Consider the following 19,624-nt stretch of genomic DNA (forward strand, 5'->3'; position numbering starts at 1 on the left):
TTTCCCCGTTCCGCCCTCGCCCTCGCCCTCGCCCTCGCCGGACAGGCTCCCACGGCATGTCCGCTCCCTCGCCTGCCCGCATACCTGCGGGATCACGCTCCTGGCCGGGATGCGGAACCGGCGCACGTCGTTACCATGTCGTTACCATGCAGCCTCCATGCAGAGCCTCCCTACGGTTGCCGGTGTCAGAACATCCCGCCCCTCCTGGACGGGAGGGGCGGTCTAGAGAGAGGTGAGACGGATGGTTCGCAGCATCGAATCGTTCACCGAGCGGCTGCTGGGCAGCCTGGTCCCCGCAGGGGAGGCGCAGGCCATGGCCAAGGTCTGCACCCCCATCTCCAGCACGCTGGGGCACTGCCACTTCAGTGTTCCGCCGCCGCCGGCCACGACGATCTCCACCCGTTACATCTGCGTCGACTTCGACGCCAGGAAGGTGTGGACCGAGGACAAGTCGCACTGCTGACACGTCGGCGCCGCCTCGGCGGGTAGCCATGGCCGGGGATCGCGTCCGAGCGGGAGAGCACGCGATCCCGGGTCCGGGCGGAGCCCGCCGACCACGGCGGGGGGAGCGATCCACCCGCCGTGAGGGTCACCGGCGGCGTACGCGTGTCCCGCCCGTCCGCGCGGTGGGCGGCCGGACGCAGGACGGGAAACGTCCGGGAGAACCCGGGCGCCGCGTCTGAACAAGAGGCGCGGCGCCCTCCGCCGGACCTGCACGACGTCACCGGCCGCCACCGGGCGGTGGCGGCCATCGGCCTGACCGCCGGGTACGGCGAGCCCGTCCACCGCCGCCGATCCGCCCGCAGCTCGAATCGAACTCACCGCAGGGGTGTCCCATGTCCGGTTTCGTGATGGTGTTCGCCGGTCTAACCGGCGTGTTGAGCGTACTGAACCTGCTGCTGACGGCGGCGCTGATCCGTCGGTTGCACAGGAGCGGCGGGCCGCCGGCCGCGCCTGGGGACCCGGGACCGGGGGCGCTCCCCCGGGTGATGCTCGCGGGCGGGGAGAAGGCGGGCGCCTTCCGCGCCCGCACCACCCGGGACGCACCGGTCGACGAGGGCTTCTTCGCCGAGAGCACGACCCTGTTCGGCGCCTTCGCCCAGGGCTGCGGCAGCTGCGAGGAGCGGCTGCCCGAGTTCCTGCAGATCGCCGAGGTCTTCCCCGGAGGCGGGGAGCAGGTGCTGGTGCTGCTGATCGGCGCGGAACGCGACCTCGAGGCCAAGCGCGCGGCGCTGGAACCGGTGGCCACGGTGGTCACCGAGGAGACGCCCGGCGGACCGGTCGGCAGGGCGCTGGGCGTCACCGGCTACCCGGCGATGGCGCTCGTCGACCCCGGCGGCCTGGTGCGCGCCTCCGGGACGACGGTGCGGGACATGATGACCGCCGGCGCGGGGGTCTGAGACGGTGCGCGGGATCATCGAGGCCCTGCGGCTGAGCCGGGAGGCGAGCCGTTTCCACACGGCCGTGTTCGCGGCCCTCACGCTGCTGGCCGCCCTGGTGCCGGTCGTGACGGCGTGGCTGACCAAACTGCTCCTGGACGCCCTCACCACCGCCGCGGACTCCGGCCCGGTCCTCGGGCTGGGCGCCGCGCTCGCCGTCGCCGGACTGCTCACCGGCCTGGTGCCGCACGTCACCCGGTTCGCCTCGGCGGAGAACGAGCGCAGGGTCGGTCTGCTGGCGCAGGAGCGGCTGTTCATCGTGACCGAGCGGTTCGTCGGGATGTCCAGGTTCGAGGACCCGGTCTTCCTGGACCGGATGCGGATGGCGCTGCAGCACGGCGGGGCCACGCCCGGAGTGGTGGTCTCCGGTGTGCTGTCCGTCACCGGAGCCGTCATCACCGGCTTGGGGTTCCTCGGCTCCCTGCTGGTCGTCTCACCGTGGATGCCGGTGCTGGTGCTGGCCTCCGCCGTACCGGTGCTTGCCACCGAGATGCGGCTGGCCCGCCGCAGGGCCTCCCTGCACTGGCGGCTGAGCCCGGTGGAGCGCCGGGAGATGTTCTACCGGAACCTGCTCACCGACCCCCAGGCGGCCAAGGAGATCCGGCTGTTCGGCGTCGGCGCGTACCTGCGCGGGCGCATGTCGGCCCAGCGGCGCAGGTCCGACGCGGAGAACCGGCGGATGGACCTGCGCCAGATGAGGGCGCAGGCGCTGACCGGGCTGCTGGGCGCCGCGGTGGCGGGCGGAGCGCTGCTCTGGGCGGTGCTGGGCGCGGTCGCGGGCCGTATCACCCTCGGTGACGTCTCCCTGCTGGTGGCCGCGGTGGCCGGGGTGCAGGCGGCGGGCCTGGCACTGGTCCGGGGCGTCTCCGACTCCCACCGGCAGCTGCTGCTGTTCGGTCACTACCGGCAGGTCACGTCCGCCGGGAGCGACCTGCCCGTCGCCGCGCGTCCCCGGCCGGTCGCGCCGCTGAGGCAGGGCATCGTCTTCCGGGACGTGTGGTTCCGCTACGCCCCTGACGGTCCCTGGGTGCTGCGCGGCGTCGACCTGACCATCCCGCACGGCCGTACGGTGGGCCTGGTCGGCCGCAACGGCGCCGGCAAGAGCACCCTGATCAAGCTGCTGTGCCGGATGTACGACCCGGAGCGCGGCGCCGTCCTGTGGGACGGGACCGACCTGCGGGACCTGGACCCCGCCGAGCTGCGCGCCCGCATCGGCGCGGTCTTCCAGGACTACATGGAGTACGACCTGACGGCCGCCGAGAACATCGGCCTGGGGGACCTGTCCCGGTTGCGCGACGCCGACCGCATCACCGCGGCGGCCGAGGACGCCGGAGCCCACGGCTTCGTCACCGGGCTGCCCCGCTCCTACGACACCCTGCTGTCGCGGATCTTCTTCCAGGGCGACGACGCCGAGGGCGCCGCCGGCGGGACCGGCGAGGAGGCGGGGGTCGCCCTGTCGGGAGGCCAGTGGCAGCGCCTGGCGCTGGCCCGGGCGCATCTGCGGGCGGAAAGCGACCTGATGATCCTGGACGAGCCCAGCTCCGGCCTGGACGCCGAGGCCGAGTACCGGATCCACCGGACCCTGCGGGAGCGCCGGGCGGGCCGCACCAACGTGCTCATCTCCCACCGGCTCAACACCGTGCGGGAGGCCGACGTCCTGATCGTGCTGGACGACGGGGTGGTCGCCGAACGCGGCGGTCACGGCGAGCTGATGGCGCTGGGCGGCATCTACGCCGACCTGTTCCGCATGCAGGCCGAGGGCTACGCCGAACCGCAGGACCCGGCCGCGGACATTCTGGAGCTGCTGCGCAGGAAGGCGGGACTGTGAGCGGCCTGCCCTGGCCGGTGCTGGTGCCGCTGCTCGCGGTGACGGCGGCCGCGGCCGCCGTCCTGGTGTGGGTGCGCCGGAACCTGCTGGCGGTGCGCGTCCGCGGCGGCAGCATGCGCCCCTCCTACCGGGAGGGCGACAGGGTGCTGGTACGGCGCGTCACCGCCGGCCGGTTGCGCGCCGGTGACGTCGTCGTGGCCGACGCCTTCGCTTTCTCCGGTGTTCTCTTCGGCGCTCCGTCCGGACGGCACGCGGCGCCCGCGCCGGGCGCGGACGCCGTCCGGGGTCAGGCGTCCGGTCCCGGCACGCGGACGGACTGGATGATCAAGCGGGTCGCCGCCGTGCCCGGCGACCCCCGCCCGGTCTCGGTACCCGCGCGGGCGGGCGAGACGGCGGTCCCCGACGGATGCCTGGTCCTGCTCGGCGACAACGCCGACCGCAGTCTGGACTCCCGCCATTTCGGCTACGCCCCCGCCGAGGGCGTCGTCGGCAGGGTGGTGCGCCTCCTCCGGGCCTCGGAGCCGCGGCGGTAGGAGATCGCGGCTCGCCGGCGCCTCCGGCGGTGCCCGGCCGCGGCCGGCCGGCCGTTCGCCCGGGCGGGCAGGTGCCGCCAGCGCCCGAAGTATGCCGCCGGGGAGGCGGGGTCGTACGTCCGCGCCAGCGCGTCCTCGATCGCCTCCCGGTCCGCGGGAGCCCGCGGGGCGTTGACTTTGTCGCAAGGTATGACGCATCATGTTGCTACAAACATTGCGACAAAGGAGGCGCCATGACCCGTGAATCCTCACCGGACGCTCCCCCGCCGGCGCGGGCGGCCGATCTGCGGTCGGCGGGCGCGTGGCTGGCCCGGCACGGCCTGGCCGACGCCCGCCCGACCCCGCTGCTGGCCAGCCGGCTGGCGGTCCGGGACCGCGCCCGCCTCGCCGCTCACGTCATCCTGGCCGTGCTGATCCTCGCGAGCGCGCTCGCCGCGACTTCCGCCTTCGGCGGCTTCGGCGGCTTCCCGCCGCCCTACCCGACCTCGCTGCCGGCCCTGACCGCGCTGGTGGCCGGGCTGCTGCTGGCGCAGTCACTGCTCGACCGGTGGGTGCGACGCGTCGACCAGCGGGCGGGCGCGACGCTGTCGCGCCGGGCCACCCATGCGATCCAGCCCGGCTGGCGGGCCCTGCTCGGCCTGCCGTACGCCGTCTTCGCACTCGCCACGTCCGCCGGTGCGATGGCTCTGGCCGCGAGCGCCCTGGCCGTTCCCGACCCCACCGTGCGGCAGCTGGCCGTCATCCTGCTGATCGGCCTGGTCGGTGCGACCGCCATCACCGCCCTGCAACTGCGCCACCTGCTCAGGTTCCCGGTCGTGGCGGAGGATGAGGAGTCGCTGACCGCCGACGTCATCATGCGCGTCGAGGACGCCCGCGTCCTCACCACGCCGAACGTGCAGTGGTCGCTGCCCATGGTGCTGCTGTTCGGCACCGCGCCCGGCTGGTGGGGCGCCTCCGCGGTCGCCTACCTGCTCCTGAGCCTGGCCGTGTTCGTCGCGCTCCATGCCTGGACGCCGTCGAGCGTGACGGTGGCACAGCGGGTCGTGAGCGTCCGATGATCGTCATCGATGCGGCCTCTCCGGTCCCGCCGTTCGAGCAGCTGCGGGCCCAGCTCGCCCGGCAGATCCAGGACCGCACGCTGGCCGTGGGCGCCCGGCTGCCGACCATCCGCCATCTGGCGGCCGACCTCGGCCTGGCCGTCAACACGGTCGGCCGGGCCTACCGGGAGCTGGAGGAGGCGGGGCTGATCGAGACGCGCGGGCGGGCGGGCTCGTTCGTGTCGGCCGCCGGCGAGGAGGGCCGGGAGCGGGCCCGCCGGGCCGCCGCCGACTACGCGGCCGTGATCGCCAGCGTCGGCCTCGACGCGGGTGAGGCGCTCCGCATCGTGCAGGCGGCCCTGGCGGCCGGCGCGGCGGCACCGGCCTCGTCGTGACCGCGCCCCGGCCGCGGGAGCCGCAGGAGTCCGCCGCGCCTGTCAGGATCGGCTCAGAGCGGGATCTCCAGGTGGACGGTCCGGAGGCGGGACCGATCACCGGCGGCGGGGGAGGACTCCTCGGTCAGGCCGGTGAGGGCGCGGGTGACGGGGTGGGAGGGATGGCGGAGCACCCGCTCGGCCGGGCCGTGCTCGACCAGGCGCCCCTCGTGGACGACCGCGACCCGGTCGGCGATCCGCACGGCCATGGGCAGGTCGTGGCTGATGACGATCAGGGTCAGGTCGAGGCCGGTGAGCAGGTCGAGGGTCTCCGCCTGGGTGACGGGGTCCAGCCCGGAGGTGATCTCGTCGCAGATCAGCACATCGGGGCGGGCGAGCAGGGCGCGGGCCAGGGCGGCGCGCTGGAGCTCGCCCCCGGACAACGCGTCCGGGCGTCGCAGCGCGGTCTCGTGGTCCAGTCCCAGGGAGGCCAGGCTCGCGAACGCCTCCTCGCGCGCGGTGGGAGCGGCCTGGCCGCGGAGCCGTACCGCGGTCCTGGCGACCTGCTCCACGACGGCGCGCCGGGGATCGAACGAGGCCCGGGCGTCCTGGAAGACGTACTGCACTCGGGCCAGGTCGGCGCGACCGCGTCTGCGGGGGGAACGCGGCAGCGGCCGGCCGGCCAGCCGTACGGTCCCGGACGTCCAGGGGCGCAGGCCGGCGATGCAGCGGGCGAGGGTCGTCTTCCCGCTGCCCGAGCGGCCGACGACGGCCAGCCGCTCACCGCGGGCGACGTCGAGGTCCACCTCGCGCAGGACCTCCGTGCCCAGACCCGCGACCTGAAGGAGCGGCAGCGGCTCCAGGCGGGGCTCCCGGCGGGGCTCCGTCCGGCCGGCGGGCGTGCGGGGCCGTGCGGCGACCAGCGCCCTGGCGTAGTCGCTGCGCGGGGCGTCCAGCACCGCGGGCCCGGACTCCACGACCCGCCCGTCCTTGAGCACGACGACCTGGTCGGCCAGCTCCCGCACCAGGTCGAGGTCGTGGCTGAGCAGGACGACGGCGACGCCGAGCCCGGACAGCTCGGCGGCCACCTCGGCCCGGGTGACGGCGTCCTGGCCGGTGGTGGGTTCGTCGGCGACGATCACGGACGGGCCGGTCAGCAGCGCGTGCGCCAGGACGAGCCGCTGCTGCTGCCCACCGGACAGCTGGTGGGGGAAGCGCCGCAGGAAGGCTCGGTCGCCGGGGAGCCGCGCCCGGTGCAGGGCGTCCTGGACGCCGCCGCCGTGCCGCGCCGCGATCCGGCGGAGCACGGTCCCGATGCGCAGCACCGGGTTGAGCACGGTGGAGGGGTGTTGCGGGATGAAGGCGACGGTCCCGGGCGGCGGAGGCTGCGCGGGGGTGACCTCGTGCCCGGCCACACTGACGCGGCCGGTGACGCGGGCGCCGGGCGGATGCTCGCCGAGCAGGGCGAGCGCGGTGGTCGTCTTGCCGCTGCCGGACGCGCCGACCAGGGCCAGCGTCTCCGCGGCGGGCAGGGTGAGGCTGACCCCGTCCACCAGGGTCCGGCCGGGGACGGCGACCGTCAGCCCGTCGACGTCGATCACGGTGCCGCCTTTCTCAACGCGCGGTCGGCGGTGAGGTTCAGTCCGACGGCGAGCATGACGATCAGCAGGGCGGGGGCGAGGACCGCCCAGGGGTTGAGGAAGAGGCCGCCCCGGTTGCGGTCGACCATCACCGCCCAGTCGGCGGCGTCCGGCGGCACACCGACGCCGAGGAAGCTCGCGGCCGCGACGAGGTACAGCGACCCGGTCAGCCGGGTGCCGGCGTCGGTGACGAGTACGCGGGCCATGGAGGGCACGACGAACCCGGCGGTGATCCGCCACCGGCTCTCGCCCTGCAGCCGCATGGCCTCCACGGCGGGCCGGGTGCCGATCTCCAGCGCGCAGGCGCGTACCAGCCGGGCGATGTCGGGCAGGTGGATCAGCAGGACGATCCAGACGAGCGCCCCGCCGGGGGCCAGGGCCGCCGTCACCAGGAGCAGCAGCAGGGAGGGCACCGCCATGAGCACGTCCAGCGGCCGCATCAGCGCCTCGTCGGCCATCCGGGGCGCACGCGCCGCGGCCAGGCCCCACCCGGTGCCCAGCAGATAGGCGCCGGCGGTGGCGAGCACGGCCGTCAGCACCAGGGACCGCCCGCCCAGCAGCACCTGGTGCCACACGTCGCGCCCGGCGAAGTCGGTGCCGAGCAGGCCCGCCCCGGTGTAGGAGACGCCGTGGACCACCTCGCCGGGGACGAACCACGGTCCGGCCAGGGCGATGGCCAGGGGGACGGCGAGCAGGAGGAGTCTCATGCGCGGGGAGCCAGCCGGAAGGCCGCGACGTCGGCGAGCAGGTTCACCAGGACGGTCGTGGCGGCGAACAGCAGCGCGAGCCCCTGCAGGACGGGAAGGTCGCGCTGGCCGACCGCGTCGGCCAGCGCGCTGCCCAGGCCGGGGATGACGAAGACGGCCTCCACCACGATGACGCCTCCGAGCAGCCAGTCGACGGTGCGGGCCAGGTGCTGGACGGCGGGTGCGAGCGCGTTGGGCAGCGCGTGCGCGAGCCGGCCGAGTCCCAGGCGCCGCGCGTGCCGCACGTACGGCGCGGCCAGCACGTCGATCAGCGTGGAGCGGATCAGCCGCCCGGTGGAGCAGACGGGCCGGACCAGCAGCACCGTCACCGGCAGCACCAGGGTGGCGGCGGTGAGCCCGCCGAGCCCGGTCGGCGGCAGCCACGCCAGCGCCACGCCGAAGACCGCCACCAGCACGATGGCCAGCGCGAACTCCGGGACCGCGTAGAACGCGGCGCCGGCGGCGGTCAGCGCCCGGTCCGGCAGGCTGCCCTCGCGCAGCGCGGCGGCCACCCCGAGCAGGACCGACAGCGGGATCAGGAGCAGCAGGGTGAGCCCGGCCAGCACGGCGGTGGGGGCCAGCGCGTCCAGCATGATCTCGGCGACCGGGCGGCCGGAGACGAGTGACGCGCCGAAGTCGCCCCGCGCCATCCCGGAGGCCCACGCGGCGAAGCGTTCGGCGAGGGGACGGTCCAGGCCGAGTTCGGCGCGGATCTGCGCGATCCGCGCCGGGTCCGGCTGGTCGCCCGCCAGCACCACCGCGGCGTCGCCCGGCAGCGCCTCGGTCATCAGGAACACCAGGCCGGTGACCGCGGCGACCTGCACGGTGCCCACGGCCAGCCGCCGCGCGGCGTAGCGGGTCAGGTTCACCCCAGTCTCACCTTGTCGAACCGAGCCCAGTCCAGGGTGTTGGCGGGTGCCGCCTGCACGCCGCTCACCTTCGGCGAGGTCGCGACGATCCAGTCGGCGAAGCCCCACACCAGCAGTCCGCCCTCGGCGTGCAGCATCTGCTGCATCTTCAGGTAGGCGGCCTGGCGGTCGGCGGCGTCGCGCGCCGAGACGGCCGTCTCGTAGAGCGCGTCGAACTCCGGTCGCGCCCACTTGGTGGCGTTGGTCGTGGAGGCCGACAGCAGCCGCTGCGCGATGTGGGTCTCGATCGGCATGGCCCCGGAGCGGAAGCTGGCGATGGAGCCCTTGGTGAGGATGTCGGCCCAGTAGGTGTCCTTGCTGCCGCTCGTGACGGTGGCCTTCAGCCCGGCGGCGCGCAGCTGGCCGGCGAAGACCGTGGCCGCCTCGACGAAACCGGCGGCGGCGGTGGAGGTGGTCAGCTCGACGGTGAGGCCGTCCGCGCCGGCCTTCCTGATCAGCGCCTTGGCCCTGTCGAGGTCGAACGCGCGCTGGGGGATGCCATCGGCGTAGTGCAGGTAGCCCTTGCCGAACAGGTCGTTGCCGATCTGCCCGGCACCGGGCATGACGGCGTCGACCAGCTGCTGCCGGTCGGTGAGCAGGAACAGCGCCTGGCGCAGGTCCCGGTCGTCGAACGGGGCGCGGTCGGTCTTCATCGCGAACGCCTGCATCGCGCTGTTGGGGGCGCGGACGACCGTGACGCGTCCCTCGTACTGGCGGGCGGAGGCCGGGCTGAGGTCGTGCGCGTACTCGACCTGCCCGCCCAGCAGCGCGTTGATCCGCGCGGACTCCTCGTTGGCGATGAGGAACTCCAGTTCCTCGATGTACGGCGCGCCGTCCCAGTGGTCGGGGTTGCGCCTGAGCAGCACGGAGCTGCCCGGCTTCCACGACACGAAGGAGAACGGGCCCGAGCCGACCGGCTCGCTGAAGTCCGTGGCCCCCTCGGGGACGATGTAAGTGCCGAACGCGGCCAGCACGTTGGGGAACTCCGCGAACGGCCGCTTGAGCCGGAACTCGACCGTGCGGTCGTCGACGGCCCGGCTGCCGGGCAGGTCGATGAGCGCGAGGCTGGACTTGGCGCGGAAGGTCTTGCCCGGGTCGGCGATGCGGGCGTAGCTGGCCAGCACGTCCCGGGCGCGCACCGGCCGCCCGTCGTGGAAGTGCGCCTGCCGCAGGGTGATCCGCCAGACGGTGAAGTCGGCGTTCGGCTCCCACTTCTCGGCCAGGCGGGGCTGCGGGGAGACGTCCGGGCCGAGATCGGCGAGCTTGTCGTAGAGGGCCTTGGCGCGTGCGGCCTCGTTGAACAGGTTGGCCAGGTGCGGATCCAGCACTTCGGTGGCGCCGCCGCCGGCGAACACGGCACGCAGTCTCCCGCCGGAGCCGCCGCCGGGGGACGCCGGGGATGTGGTGGCGGTGCCGGTGCCGCATCCGGCGAGCAGGGCGGCTCCGGCGGTCAGACCGAGGAAGCCGCGGCGGCTGAGATGGTCACGCATGGTGGGGGTCCTTCGCGAGTCGGGCGATGAGGTGGAGCCGGTCGGCGGACAGGGGCGGGCCGTCGTGCGGCTCCGCCCGGGGCCCTGGCCGGTCGAACAGGTCGAGGACCTCGAACCCGGCGACGGTCAGGAAGTAGGCGAGCTCCTGGGGGAAGAGCAGCCGCCAGGCGGAGTGCTGCTCCAGCGGCCCGCCGCCGGGCCATCGCCACCGGCGGCGGCGCCGCAGCAGCTGGGCGGCGTGGTCGAGCCACAGCTCCGTACGGGAGGTGTAGGTGACGCCCGCATGGGTGACTGTGCGGGTGAAGGGCGCCGGAACCGGGTGGGTGAGGAAGTGGGCACCGTTGCGCATCTCGGCGATCAGCAGCCCGCCGGGGCGCAGGTGCGCGCGGCAGCGGCCCAGGAACGCGGCCAGGTCGGCGTTGGTGTGGCAGTACAGCATCGCGCTGTCCAGGCACGTCACCACGTCGAAGCGGCGGCCGAGCGCGAAGTCGCGCATGTCGCCGCGGGCGAACACCGCCTTCGGGTGGTGCTCGCGCGCGTAGGCCAGCATCGCCTCGGACACGTCGATCCCGGTGGCGTCATAGCCGAGACCGGCCAGGTGGCCCGCGTCGCGGCCCGTACCGCAGCCGACGTCGAGGAGGCTTCTCCCGCCGCCGAAGCGCCGTACCTGCTCGTCCAGGAAACGGGCGGCCCTGCGGTCCGGATCGGGGAACTGCGCCTCGTACAGGGCGGGGTTGTCGGTCAGGAAGTTCACGCCGGCACCGCCGTACGCCGCTCCTGGACCAGCACGGCCGCCGCGCAGCCCAGCCCGATCGCCGCGCACACGGCGGCCCCGGCCGCGCCCGCCCAGCCGACCAGCGCGGTGCTGGCGGCGGCGACCACCCCGGATACCAGGTAGAACACGCCGAAGTAGGTGCCGGCCAGCGACTCGCCGCCGAAGTGGCCGATCCGCTCGTACACGAACGGCTGCGCCATCATCACGCCGAAGGCCAGCGCCAGTACCGCGACCAGCACCGGGACGATGCCCGGCAGCAGGGCGGGGGCGAGGAATCCGGCCCCCATCACGGCCAGGCCCGAGGCCATCGCGCGGCCCCGGCTCGTCGCCGCCTCCAGCCACCGGGTGATCCGCAGCTGGAAGAGCAGGGTCGCCACGGTGGACGCCAGGAACAGCAGCGCCACCGAACCCGCCGTGCCGGTCGCCTGCTCGGCGGCCAGCGGCAGTACCAGGTAGAGCTGGTTCTGCAGCGCGAACATGCCGCTGAGCGCGAGGGTGAAGGCGAGGAAGCGCCGGTCGGCCAGGCAGCGCCGCCAGTCCCCCAGCACCGACGAGCCGCTGGGCGGCACCTCGCGCGCGGGCAGGACGAGCGCCTGGGCGACGGTCAGGACCGCGAAGATCGCGGCCGCGGTGAGCGCGGCGGCCCGGAAGTCCACCAGCAGCAGCACGCCGCCCAGCACCGGCCCGCACAGCGCTCCCGCCTGAGCGAACACGTTGAACAGCGCGAACGCCCTGGCCTTGTCGGGAGCCGCCACGGCGACGTACGCGCGGACGGCCGGGTTGAACAGGGCGCCGGCCAGCCCGCTGAGCACGGCGGCCGCCAGCAGCAGCGGCACCGTGGCGCCGAACGCGAACAGGGCGAACCCGACGGTGCGCAGCGCGCAGCCCGCGATGATCACACCTCGGGCGCCGAGGCGGTCGGCGGCGGAGCCGCCGATGAGGAACAGTCCCTGCTGGCTGAGGTTGCGCACCCCCAGGATGACGCCGGTCACCGCGGCGGACAGGCCGAGGTTCCCGGTGAGGTGGCCGGCGAGGTAGGGCACCAGCAGGTAGAAGCCGGTGTTGACGCCGAACTGGTTGACCAGCAGCAGCCGCACGGTCCACGAGAGCTCTTTCACGCGGCCCGCACCCCCAGCCCGGGTTCCCCGCTCAGCCGCAGCACGCCGTCGTGCCCGCCGATGCCGGTCCACGGGTCCTCGGCGAGCAGCAGGTGCCCGTCCAGATCGGCCCAGCGGGCCGCCGGTGCCAGGTGCACGGCGGGTGCGATGCCCAGGCTGCTGGCCACCTGGCAGCCGAGCATGACGTGCAGGCCGTGGCGGCGGGCGAACTCGATGATCCGCCGGGCGGCCGTCGGGCCGCCGCACTCGGCGAGCTTGACGTTGACGCCGTGGACGGCGCCCCGCAGGTTCTCCACGTCCCGCAGGGTCCGTGCGTCCTCGTCGGCGACCACCGGGATCGCCGAGCGCGCCGCCACCCAGGCGAGGTCGTCCACGGCTCCGGGCGCGACCGGCTGCTCGACGGCCTCGATCTCCAGCGGCGCGACCTCGTCGAGGATCCGCACCGCCTGCTCGGCCGTCCACGCCCCGTTGGGGTCCAGGAGCAGCCGCGCGCCGGGGGCGGCGCGGCGGATCGCGCGGACCCGCGCGACGTCGTCTCCGCCGCCCAGCTTGATCTTGATCAGCTGGAAGCCCCGGTCGAGGACGGGGGCGGGATCCTGGCCGATGCCCACGGTGAAGGCGGTCGCGGTCTCGGACCACCGCCGTCCCCAGAGCGCGTGGACCGGCAGGCCGCGCCGCTTGCCGACCAGGTCGTGCAGGGCCGCGTCCACGGCGGCGAGCACGCCGGGGGCATCGGGCAGGAGACCGGGGGCGGCCGCCAGGGCCTCCTCCGGGCCGGGCAGCTCCTCCAGCGCCGGGCGCAGCCGCCGCAGCAGGCCCGTGATCAGCTCGACGTCGAGCCGGTGGTGGACGCTGGTCACCGCCTCCCCGTGGCCGCGCAGTCCTTCGTGCGCCACGGTGAGCTGGACGGCGTCCCGGCGGGCCATCACCGACCTGGAGATCCGCAGCGGTTCGCGCAGCACCAGTGGCGTCACGGTCCAGGTGAGCCTCACGCGGGCACCTCCGCGAGCAGGGGGTCGGCCACCGTGCGGCAGCGGGCCCAGCCGGACACCTCGACGGCGCGCGGATGCGCGATCTCCACGGGCTGGTCCTCGGGCCGCCCCAGCAGGCCGCGGGCCCGGCAGTACTCGTCGTCGAAGATCGAACCCAGGTAGCGGTCCGGCCCGTCGGGGAACACCGCGACCACGACGGCGCCGGCCTCCCGGCGTGCCGTCCAGGCGGCGACCCGGGCGACCGCGCCGGTGCTCCACCCGCCGGTGACGAAGGATCCGCGTGCCAGCCTGCGGCAGGCGTCGACGGCCTCGACCGGGCCCAGCCAGTGCACCTCGTCGAACAGCTCGTAGGCCACGTTGCGCGGGTGGATGCTGCTGCCCAGGCCGCGCATGAGCCGGGGGCGCGCGGGCTGGCCGAAGACGGTGGAGCCCACCGTGTCCACCCCGATCAGGCGCAGGCAGGGCCAGTAGCGGCGCAGGCCCTGGAAGATCCCGGCGCTGTGGCCGCCGGTGCCCACGCTGCACACCAGCACGTCGGCGTGGCCGAGCCGCTCGGCCAGCTCCCGCGCGAGCGAGGCGTACCCGTCGGGGTTGTCGGGGTTGTTGTACTGGTCGGGCCAGTACGCGCCGGGGAGCCGCTCCAGCAGCTCGCGCAACCGGTCCAGCCGGGCCTGCTGCCAACCGCCTTGCGGGTGCGGGCGGTCCACGACCTCCAGACGCACGCCGTACGCGCGCAGGAGGGTGCGCATGGCCGGCTCGAGCTCGTCGTCGACCACCAGCACCACGGGATGCCCCAGGCACTGACCGGCGAAGGCCAGCCCGATCCCGAGCGTCCCGCTGGTGGACTCCACGACGGGGGCGCCGGGGTGCAGCTCGCCGCGGGCTCGGGCGGCGGTGAGCATGGAGACGGCGGAACGGGCCTTCATCCCGCCGACGCCGGAGCCTTCCAGCTTCGCCCAGAACCCGCCGTGCGGGTGGGGCAGCGGGGCGGTGATCCGGGCCAGCGGCGTCCGGCCGACCAGGGACAGCAGGTCGTTCATGCCTGCTCCCGGTAGCGGAAGAGGACGGTGTCGCCGCCGTCGAGCCAGAAGAAGGGGTACGGCTCCGCCGATACCGCGGTGACGCCCGCGCCGAGGAAGTGCGGCAGGATCGCGCTGCCCGTCTGGGCGAACACCACCAGTGGCTTGCCGTGCACGCGGGCGTGGTCCAGGAGGCCGTCGAAGCTCCCGTTGCCCAGGGTCATCCCCGAGGCCAGCACGGCGTCGCAGCCGTCGAGGGCGGCGACGGCGTCGGCGGTCACCGGCTCGCCCCACTCGGTCGAGCCGCCTTTCAGGTCACACGGGACGTAGCGGACGCCCCGCTCACGCAGGCGGTGCAGCAGCGAGTTGACCACGCCGACCACGAGGACCCGGCGCGCGCCGTCGGGCAGCAGGTCGACCACGGTCGCGGCCCGGGCCAGGGATTTCTCCAGGGACGTCCCGGCCGGCAGGGTGACCCGCTCGCCCCAGTGGGGGCGGGCCGACATCAGGTAGGCGTCGAGCGCGGCCACGCGGACCGCCGGCGCCGGATGGGCCAGCAGGTCGGCGACGGCAGTGCCGGCGCACTCCTCGACGATCCCGTCCGCGACCTCGCCGGGCTCCACCGCGCAGGAGCCCACGGCCCGGCCGACCCGCAGGCTGACCACCTGGTTGCGGTAGGTGCGGCCGCGGGAGTCGTGCCGTGCCCCCTGCCGCGTGGTGAAGGCGGTGCTGACCCGCTCCCGGGCGGGGTCGGGGCCCAGCTCTCCGGTGAGCACCCGCTTGGTGAGCGTCGTCAGGTTCACCGCTCGTACTCGACCTTCAGGCCCGCGACCAGTTCCTGCGCCCGCGCCCCGGCGCCGCCGCCGGAGGTGTCGGTCACCATCACGTGGCCGAGGTAGTGGTTGTTGCTCGTGGGCTCGCCCGCCTGGTGCCCGGCCGGCTTGACGGACCAGTCGACGGCGTCCGGGGCGGCGGCGAGCCCGTCGGTGCCGTGCACGGCGGCGATCCGGCCCGCGTGTTCGGGCAGCAGGAAGGCGATGGCCGCGCTGCGCACCCCGGTGTCGGCAGGGGTCAGATCCGGTTGCTGTCCGGCGGCGAGCCTGGCGTGGGCCATCGGCAGGTCGATGCCGGTGATCTGGTTGCCCGCGGGGCACGGATTGACCTCGATCAGCGCCGGGCCGTCCGGGGTGAGCCGCAGTTCGGTATGGGCCACTCCCCTGTCCAGACCCAGCGCCTGCACGGCGGCCACCGCGGTCCGCTCCACCTGACCGGCCAGGTCGGCGTCCAGCGCGGCGGGGAACAGGTGGCCGCTCTCGACGAACCACGGCTCACCGGCCAGGCTCTTGCCGGTCACCCCCACCACGTGGACGTCGCCGTCCGCGCTGACCGTCTCGACGCTGACCTCCGGCCCGGTGAGCAGTTCCTCCAGCAGCACGACCGGTGTCCGCCGCTGGCCGCGCGCGTTGACGGGGAACTCCTTCAGGGCGAGGAAGGCGGTGCGCAGCTCGGCCGGGTCGCGCACCTTGCGCACGTACATCCCCGCGCACAGGTCGACCGGTTTGACGACCAGGGGATAGCCCAGACCGGCCGCGGCTTCCACGGCCTGCTCCCAGGAGGAGGCCGCGGCGAACCGCGGGCCCGGGACCCCGGCGCCCTGGAGGGCGGCGCGGGCGAGGTCCTTGCGGCAGGCCCGCCGCACGGCCTCCGGGGAGGGGCCGGGCAGACCCAGGTGTGCCGCGACTTCGGCCACGGCGGGCAGGTAGTAGTCGCAGGACGACAGGACGCCGTCGAAGCCGAGCGCGTCGTGCAACCGCTCCACCTGGGACAGCAGCGCGGACAGGTCGTTGGTCTCCGCGGTCAGCACGTTGTCGGCGGCCAGCAGCGGATGCGGGCGGGTGCTCGGCGCGGAGCGCAGGTAATGGTGCAGGTCGCGGGTGAGGAAGGTGAACCGGTGCCCTGCGTCGCGGATGGCGCGGGGCAGCAGCGTGCTCATCGCCCCCACCCAGCTCTCGATCACCAGCAGATGGGCCATGCCGCCCCCTTCGGCCGTGCATATCGATGGACCGGGGCGGCAGTCGGGTCGGAGGCCCTTTTTCATCGCTCCTCCTCGAGGAGAACGTGCTTGCGGATGACGGGGTCGTACTTGCGCAGGCGAGCCGGTCGGGACCGTTTCGCAGGTTCTCGCGGGTCACGCAGGCGCGGGCGGCGCCCGCGCCGGACCGGAGTCCGATCACGGGGCGGGGTGCGTTTCCGGCCGTGGGGCTCCTCTCGGGCGGCCGGGACGTGTAATGATAATGGCAATGGTTTTCATTTCGTCAACCCCTGCCGGACCGCATCCCCGCGGCGACCCCCGATTGCCCGACAAGATCACATGAGGAGATTTATAACGCTTTGCACTGAATTGACCCTTATGTCATCTTTATGGGTGATTCTTAACCCCTCCCCAGGAGCGATGCGGTGTACGGCGACCAGTTCCACGATCCCCGCGGGCCCCATCCGGTGCCCCCCGCACCCGCCGCCCCGGAGGCCGTGCGGCCGATCCGCGGTCTCGCGACCGCCGTGGTCGCCATGCTGGCCGTCAACGCCCTGGCCGACCTGGTCGCACTCGCGATCACCGTCGACCGCACCTTCCTGATCTCCGCCCTCATCGACTCCCCCGACACCGTCGACATGGGCGCGGTGGACGCCAACGACCGCCTCTACGGGATGTCCGGACTGGCGCAGACCCTCTCCTACGTCGTCACCGCGGTCCTGTTCGTGCTCTGGCTGCTGCGGGCCCGCTCCAACGCCGAGGCCATGCTGCCGGTCCCGCACCGCCGCCACGCCGCCTGGGCCGTCTTCGGGTGGGTCGTGCCGATCGTCCACCTGTGGTATCCCAAGCAGATCGTCGACGACGTCTGGACGACGTCCCGGCTGGGCGCGGCGGGCTTCCGCGGACCGGGCCACACCACCCTGCACACCGCCCGGCGTGCGGGGCTGGTCCGGGCGTGGTGGCTGTTCTGGCTGATCGGCATCGTGATGTCCGGCTTCGCCTACCGGACCTTCGCGGACGGCGACGACCTGGAGGCCTACCTCGTGGCGACCAGGATCGAGATCGGTTTCGCCGCCCCGACCCTGATCTGCGCCGCCCTGGCCGCCACGGTGGTCCTGAAGATCACCGCTTTCCAGACCCGGGGCGCCCGGGGCGGGGAGACGGCCCGGGTCGCGCCGATCCCGTAGGCGGACGCGGCGCCCCCGCCCGCCGCGCGGCCGAGGCCCGCACGGCGGGCGGGGGGCGCCGCGGTCAGGCCGCGTTCTTCCACGGCGTGACCCGCAGCATGTCGTCGATCCGCGCGGGCGGCACGGGCGGGGAGAACAGGTAGCCTTGGGCCAGCGGAGAGCCCATCTGCTGCAGCACGTCGGCCTGGTCGCGCGACTCGACGCCCTCCACGACGGTGCTGAGCCCCAGGCTGGCCGAGAGCTCCAGGATCGCCTTGGTGAAGGCGCGGGTCCGGTGGTGGTCGGCCTCGGTCAGCGGGGTGGTGAACGAGCGGTCGATCTTGAGGATGTCCACCGGCAGGGTGCGCAGGTAGGCCAGCGAGGAGTAGCCGGTGCCGAAGTCGTCCAGCGCGATGCTCACTCCGTGGGCGCGCAGCCCCGCCAGGACCTCGACGATGCGGCGGGTCTCGGCGGCGGTGGTGGCCAGCAGCATGCTCTCGGTGATCTCCAGGGTCAGCGCGTGCTCGGGCAGCTCGTGGCGGTCGAGCAGTTCCAGCACCGCGTCACTGAAGGTCTCGTCGCGCAGCTGGCGGCCCGAGACGTTGACGGCCACCGTGATGCCGTGGTCCTCGTGCCAGCGGCGGGCGTCGGCGCAGGCCCGCTCCAGGACCCACAGGCCGATGTCGATGATGAGGCCCGTCTCCTCGGCGATGGGGATGAACACGTCCGGACGGACCGGGGGCCCGCCTGCCGGGGTCCAGCGCAGCAGGGCCTCCACCTTTCGGATGTCACCGGTGGCCAGGTCGACGACCGGCTGGTAGACCAGGGCGAGCTCCTCCCGGGCCAGGGCGTGCCGCAGGCCGGTGGCGAGCCGGGTGTGCTCCAGCCGGGCCGCGCGCAGCGCGCTGTCGAACACGGTGACCTGGTTCTTGCCCGCGGACTTGGCCGCGTACAGGGCCAGGTCGGCGTCACGCAGCGCCTCCGAGGCGCCCTCCACCGGGACCTCGGCCAGCACGCCGATGCTGGTCGTCAGGTACAGCTCGCGCTCGCCCAGGCGGTAGGGGGCCTGCACGGCGGTCAGCACCTGCTGCGCCGTGGAGAGGGCCTCCTCGACGGTGGCGTCCGGCAGCACGACGGCGAACTCGTCGCCGCCGGGCCGGGCCAGGACCTGGTCGCCGGTGACCAGACCGCGCAGGCGGCGGGCCACGATGGTCAGGAGCCTGTCGCCGACCGGGTGGCCGTAGGTGTCGTTGACGTCCTTGAAACCGTCCAGGTCGAGCAGGAGCAGCGCGGGCGGGGGCGTGTCCGGCCGGGCGGCGTGGGCGGTGATCGCGTCCTGCAGGACCTCGCCGAGCAGGGTGCGGTTGGCCAGTCCGGTGAGCGGGTCGTGCGCGGCGCGGTGGGTCAGGCGGCGCTGGAGCACGTCCTGGCGGCGCAGCGCGGCCGACAGCTCGTCCGCCTGGGCGGTGAGCTGCTCGGCCTGACGGTCCAGCTCGACGGCGCGCGCCTCGGCCAGCCGGGCGACGAGGTTGAGGCGCACCACCAGCAGGACCGCGAGCAGGACGGTCAGCCCGGTGATCACCAGCTCGGCGTGGAACCGGCCGGGGAGGCCGTCGCCGGCCAGGCTGAGCCCCGCCACCGAGACCAGCGGGCTGATCACGGTCAGCGCCAGGAACGTGGCCACCCGCACCCGGTTGCCGACCTCGGGCGTCACGATCTCGGCGGCCCCCCCGAGGCTGGGGTGGAGCGCCGCGCTGCCGATCAGGACCGGCCAGGCCATCCAGGCGACCAGGGTCAGCGCGCCGTCCGGGCGGCCCGCGGCCAGGTTGAGCAGGTGGCTGCCGTCCGAGACGAACACCATGCCGTAGGCCAGGCTCATCAGGACCGGCCAGGCCGCCCGCCCCTTGCCGAGCGCCAGCCGCACCGCCAGCCCCAGCATGAACAGGTCGATGACGGGCGTGGAGACGGTGAACACCAGATCGGTGTCCACCCGGTGGACGCCGTGCAGCAGGGGGTGGAGCAGGAAGGTCCACGCGGGCATGGCGGCGCCCACGGTGATGATGCCCGCGTCGAGCAGCGCCGATCTGGGCGATCCGCCGCTGCGCCGGCTCAGCAGCACCAGGGCGGCGAGCCCGAGCAGGTAGGCGAAGAGGGTGAAGAGGTTGTAGAAGTGCAGCAACTGCGGGATCTTCAGCCATGTCCAGCCGACCGCCCAGCCCAGCGCGGTCGCCAGCCAGGCGGAGAGGGCGGCGACGATGACCATCCGCCACGGCCACAGGCGGCTCAGCCCGTGCCGCCGGATCATGACGACCATGACCAGCACCGTCGCCCCCTGCACCCCCACCTGGGCCAGTACGGCCGGCAGGGCGGGCAGCAGCGGGGAGGCCACGGCCAGCAGGCCGCCGGCCAGGAGGTACACCAGCCAGCCTCGCGTGGCCCGGCTTTCGGCACCGCCCCGGTGCGGGGATCGCCGGAGCGTCGAGCGCGATGGCTGGCGCATGGAGGTGGTCCTTCCGTGAGATCTGGC

The 19,624-nt window shown here is 74.2% G+C and carries 18 protein-coding genes; 7 read left to right on the plus strand and 11 right to left on the minus strand.

Features of this window, described 5'->3' with window-relative positions:
• Positions 1-241 precede the first annotated feature (241 nt).
• From IEZ06_RS21495 to IEZ06_RS21520, 6 genes are all read left to right on the plus strand, one after another.
• Positions 242-463, plus strand: coding sequence for a hypothetical protein (locus IEZ06_RS21495; protein ID WP_189238498.1), 222 nt, complete (start codon positions 242-244; stop codon positions 461-463).
• Between the two features lie 373 nt (positions 464-836).
• Entirely contained in the window at positions 837-1,400 is a 564-nt protein-coding gene (locus IEZ06_RS21500) for a TlpA family protein disulfide reductase (RefSeq protein WP_189238499.1), read from the plus strand.
• 4 nt (positions 1,401-1,404) lie between these two features.
• Positions 1,405-3,267, plus strand: coding sequence for an ABC transporter ATP-binding protein (locus tag IEZ06_RS21505; protein ID WP_189238500.1), 1,863 nt, complete (start codon positions 1,405-1,407; stop codon positions 3,265-3,267).
• The gene (locus IEZ06_RS21510) at positions 3,264-3,800 is read left to right on the plus strand and encodes a S26 family signal peptidase (protein WP_203872060.1); all 537 of its coding nucleotides are present in this window, start codon (positions 3,264-3,266) and stop codon (positions 3,798-3,800) included. The genes IEZ06_RS21505 and IEZ06_RS21510 overlap by 4 nt, the downstream gene beginning before the upstream one ends.
• A 233-nt stretch (positions 3,801-4,033) precedes the next feature.
• Entirely contained in the window at positions 4,034-4,858 is an 825-nt protein-coding gene (locus IEZ06_RS21515; RefSeq protein WP_189238501.1) for a hypothetical protein, read from the plus strand.
• Positions 4,855-5,232, plus strand: a complete 378-nt coding sequence (locus IEZ06_RS21520) for a GntR family transcriptional regulator (protein ID WP_068897289.1) — start codon at positions 4,855-4,857, stop codon at positions 5,230-5,232. The genes IEZ06_RS21515 and IEZ06_RS21520 overlap by 4 nt, the downstream gene beginning before the upstream one ends.
• A gap of 53 nt (positions 5,233-5,285) precedes the next feature.
• Here IEZ06_RS21520 and IEZ06_RS21525 read toward each other — a convergent pair whose 3' ends face one another.
• From IEZ06_RS21525 to IEZ06_RS21570, 10 genes are read right to left on the minus strand one after another with little or no spacing between them, the layout of a single operon-like run.
• Entirely contained in the window at positions 5,286-6,812 is a 1,527-nt protein-coding gene (locus IEZ06_RS21525) for an ABC transporter ATP-binding protein (protein ID WP_189238502.1), read from the minus strand.
• The gene (locus tag IEZ06_RS21530) at positions 6,809-7,558 is read right to left on the minus strand and encodes an ABC transporter permease (protein ID WP_189238503.1); all 750 of its coding nucleotides are present in this window, start codon (positions 7,556-7,558) and stop codon (positions 6,809-6,811) included. Before IEZ06_RS21530 ends, IEZ06_RS21525 begins: the two co-directional genes overlap by 4 nt.
• On the minus strand, positions 7,555-8,466 hold the full coding sequence (locus IEZ06_RS21535) for an ABC transporter permease (protein WP_203872059.1): 912 nt from the start codon (positions 8,464-8,466) through the stop codon (positions 7,555-7,557). The genes IEZ06_RS21530 and IEZ06_RS21535 overlap by 4 nt, the downstream gene beginning before the upstream one ends.
• The gene (locus IEZ06_RS21540; RefSeq protein ID WP_189238504.1) at positions 8,463-9,995 is read right to left on the minus strand and encodes an ABC transporter substrate-binding protein; all 1,533 of its coding nucleotides are present in this window, start codon (positions 9,993-9,995) and stop codon (positions 8,463-8,465) included. Before IEZ06_RS21540 ends, IEZ06_RS21535 begins: the two co-directional genes overlap by 4 nt.
• Positions 9,988-10,749: a class I SAM-dependent methyltransferase gene (locus IEZ06_RS21545; RefSeq protein ID WP_203872058.1), complete on the minus strand. Its 762-nt coding sequence runs from the start codon at positions 10,747-10,749 to the stop codon at positions 9,988-9,990. The genes IEZ06_RS21540 and IEZ06_RS21545 overlap by 8 nt, the downstream gene beginning before the upstream one ends.
• Positions 10,746-11,888, minus strand: a complete 1,143-nt coding sequence (locus IEZ06_RS21550) for an MFS transporter (protein WP_189238505.1) — start codon at positions 11,886-11,888, stop codon at positions 10,746-10,748. The genes IEZ06_RS21545 and IEZ06_RS21550 overlap by 4 nt, the downstream gene beginning before the upstream one ends.
• Complete coding sequence (locus tag IEZ06_RS21555; RefSeq protein WP_203872057.1) at positions 11,885-12,880, minus strand: dipeptide epimerase; 996 nt, start codon at positions 12,878-12,880, stop codon at positions 11,885-11,887. The genes IEZ06_RS21550 and IEZ06_RS21555 overlap by 4 nt, the downstream gene beginning before the upstream one ends.
• Entirely contained in the window at positions 12,877-13,920 is a 1,044-nt protein-coding gene (locus IEZ06_RS21560; RefSeq protein ID WP_189238506.1) for a PLP-dependent cysteine synthase family protein, read from the minus strand. Before IEZ06_RS21560 ends, IEZ06_RS21555 begins: the two co-directional genes overlap by 4 nt.
• The gene (locus IEZ06_RS21565) at positions 13,917-14,702 is read right to left on the minus strand and encodes a Rossmann-like domain-containing protein (protein WP_189238507.1); all 786 of its coding nucleotides are present in this window, start codon (positions 14,700-14,702) and stop codon (positions 13,917-13,919) included. Before IEZ06_RS21565 ends, IEZ06_RS21560 begins: the two co-directional genes overlap by 4 nt.
• The gene (locus tag IEZ06_RS21570; protein WP_189238508.1) at positions 14,699-15,931 is read right to left on the minus strand and encodes an ATP-grasp domain-containing protein; all 1,233 of its coding nucleotides are present in this window, start codon (positions 15,929-15,931) and stop codon (positions 14,699-14,701) included. The genes IEZ06_RS21565 and IEZ06_RS21570 overlap by 4 nt, the downstream gene beginning before the upstream one ends.
• 425 nt (positions 15,932-16,356) lie before the next feature.
• Here IEZ06_RS21570 and IEZ06_RS21575 point away from each other — a divergent pair, with 425 nt between their 5' ends.
• The gene (locus IEZ06_RS21575) at positions 16,357-17,118 is read left to right on the plus strand and encodes a DUF4328 domain-containing protein (protein WP_189238509.1); all 762 of its coding nucleotides are present in this window, start codon (positions 16,357-16,359) and stop codon (positions 17,116-17,118) included.
• 64 nt (positions 17,119-17,182) lie between these two features.
• Here IEZ06_RS21575 and IEZ06_RS21580 read toward each other — a convergent pair whose 3' ends face one another.
• On the minus strand, positions 17,183-19,597 hold the full coding sequence (locus IEZ06_RS21580) for a putative bifunctional diguanylate cyclase/phosphodiesterase (RefSeq protein WP_189238510.1): 2,415 nt from the start codon (positions 19,595-19,597) through the stop codon (positions 17,183-17,185).
• Positions 19,598-19,624: the final 27 nt, after the last annotated feature.

The organism is Planomonospora antibiotica, from assembly GCF_014647955.1.
In the GTDB taxonomy this organism is placed as follows: domain Bacteria; phylum Actinomycetota; class Actinomycetes; order Streptosporangiales; family Streptosporangiaceae; genus Planomonospora; species Planomonospora parontospora.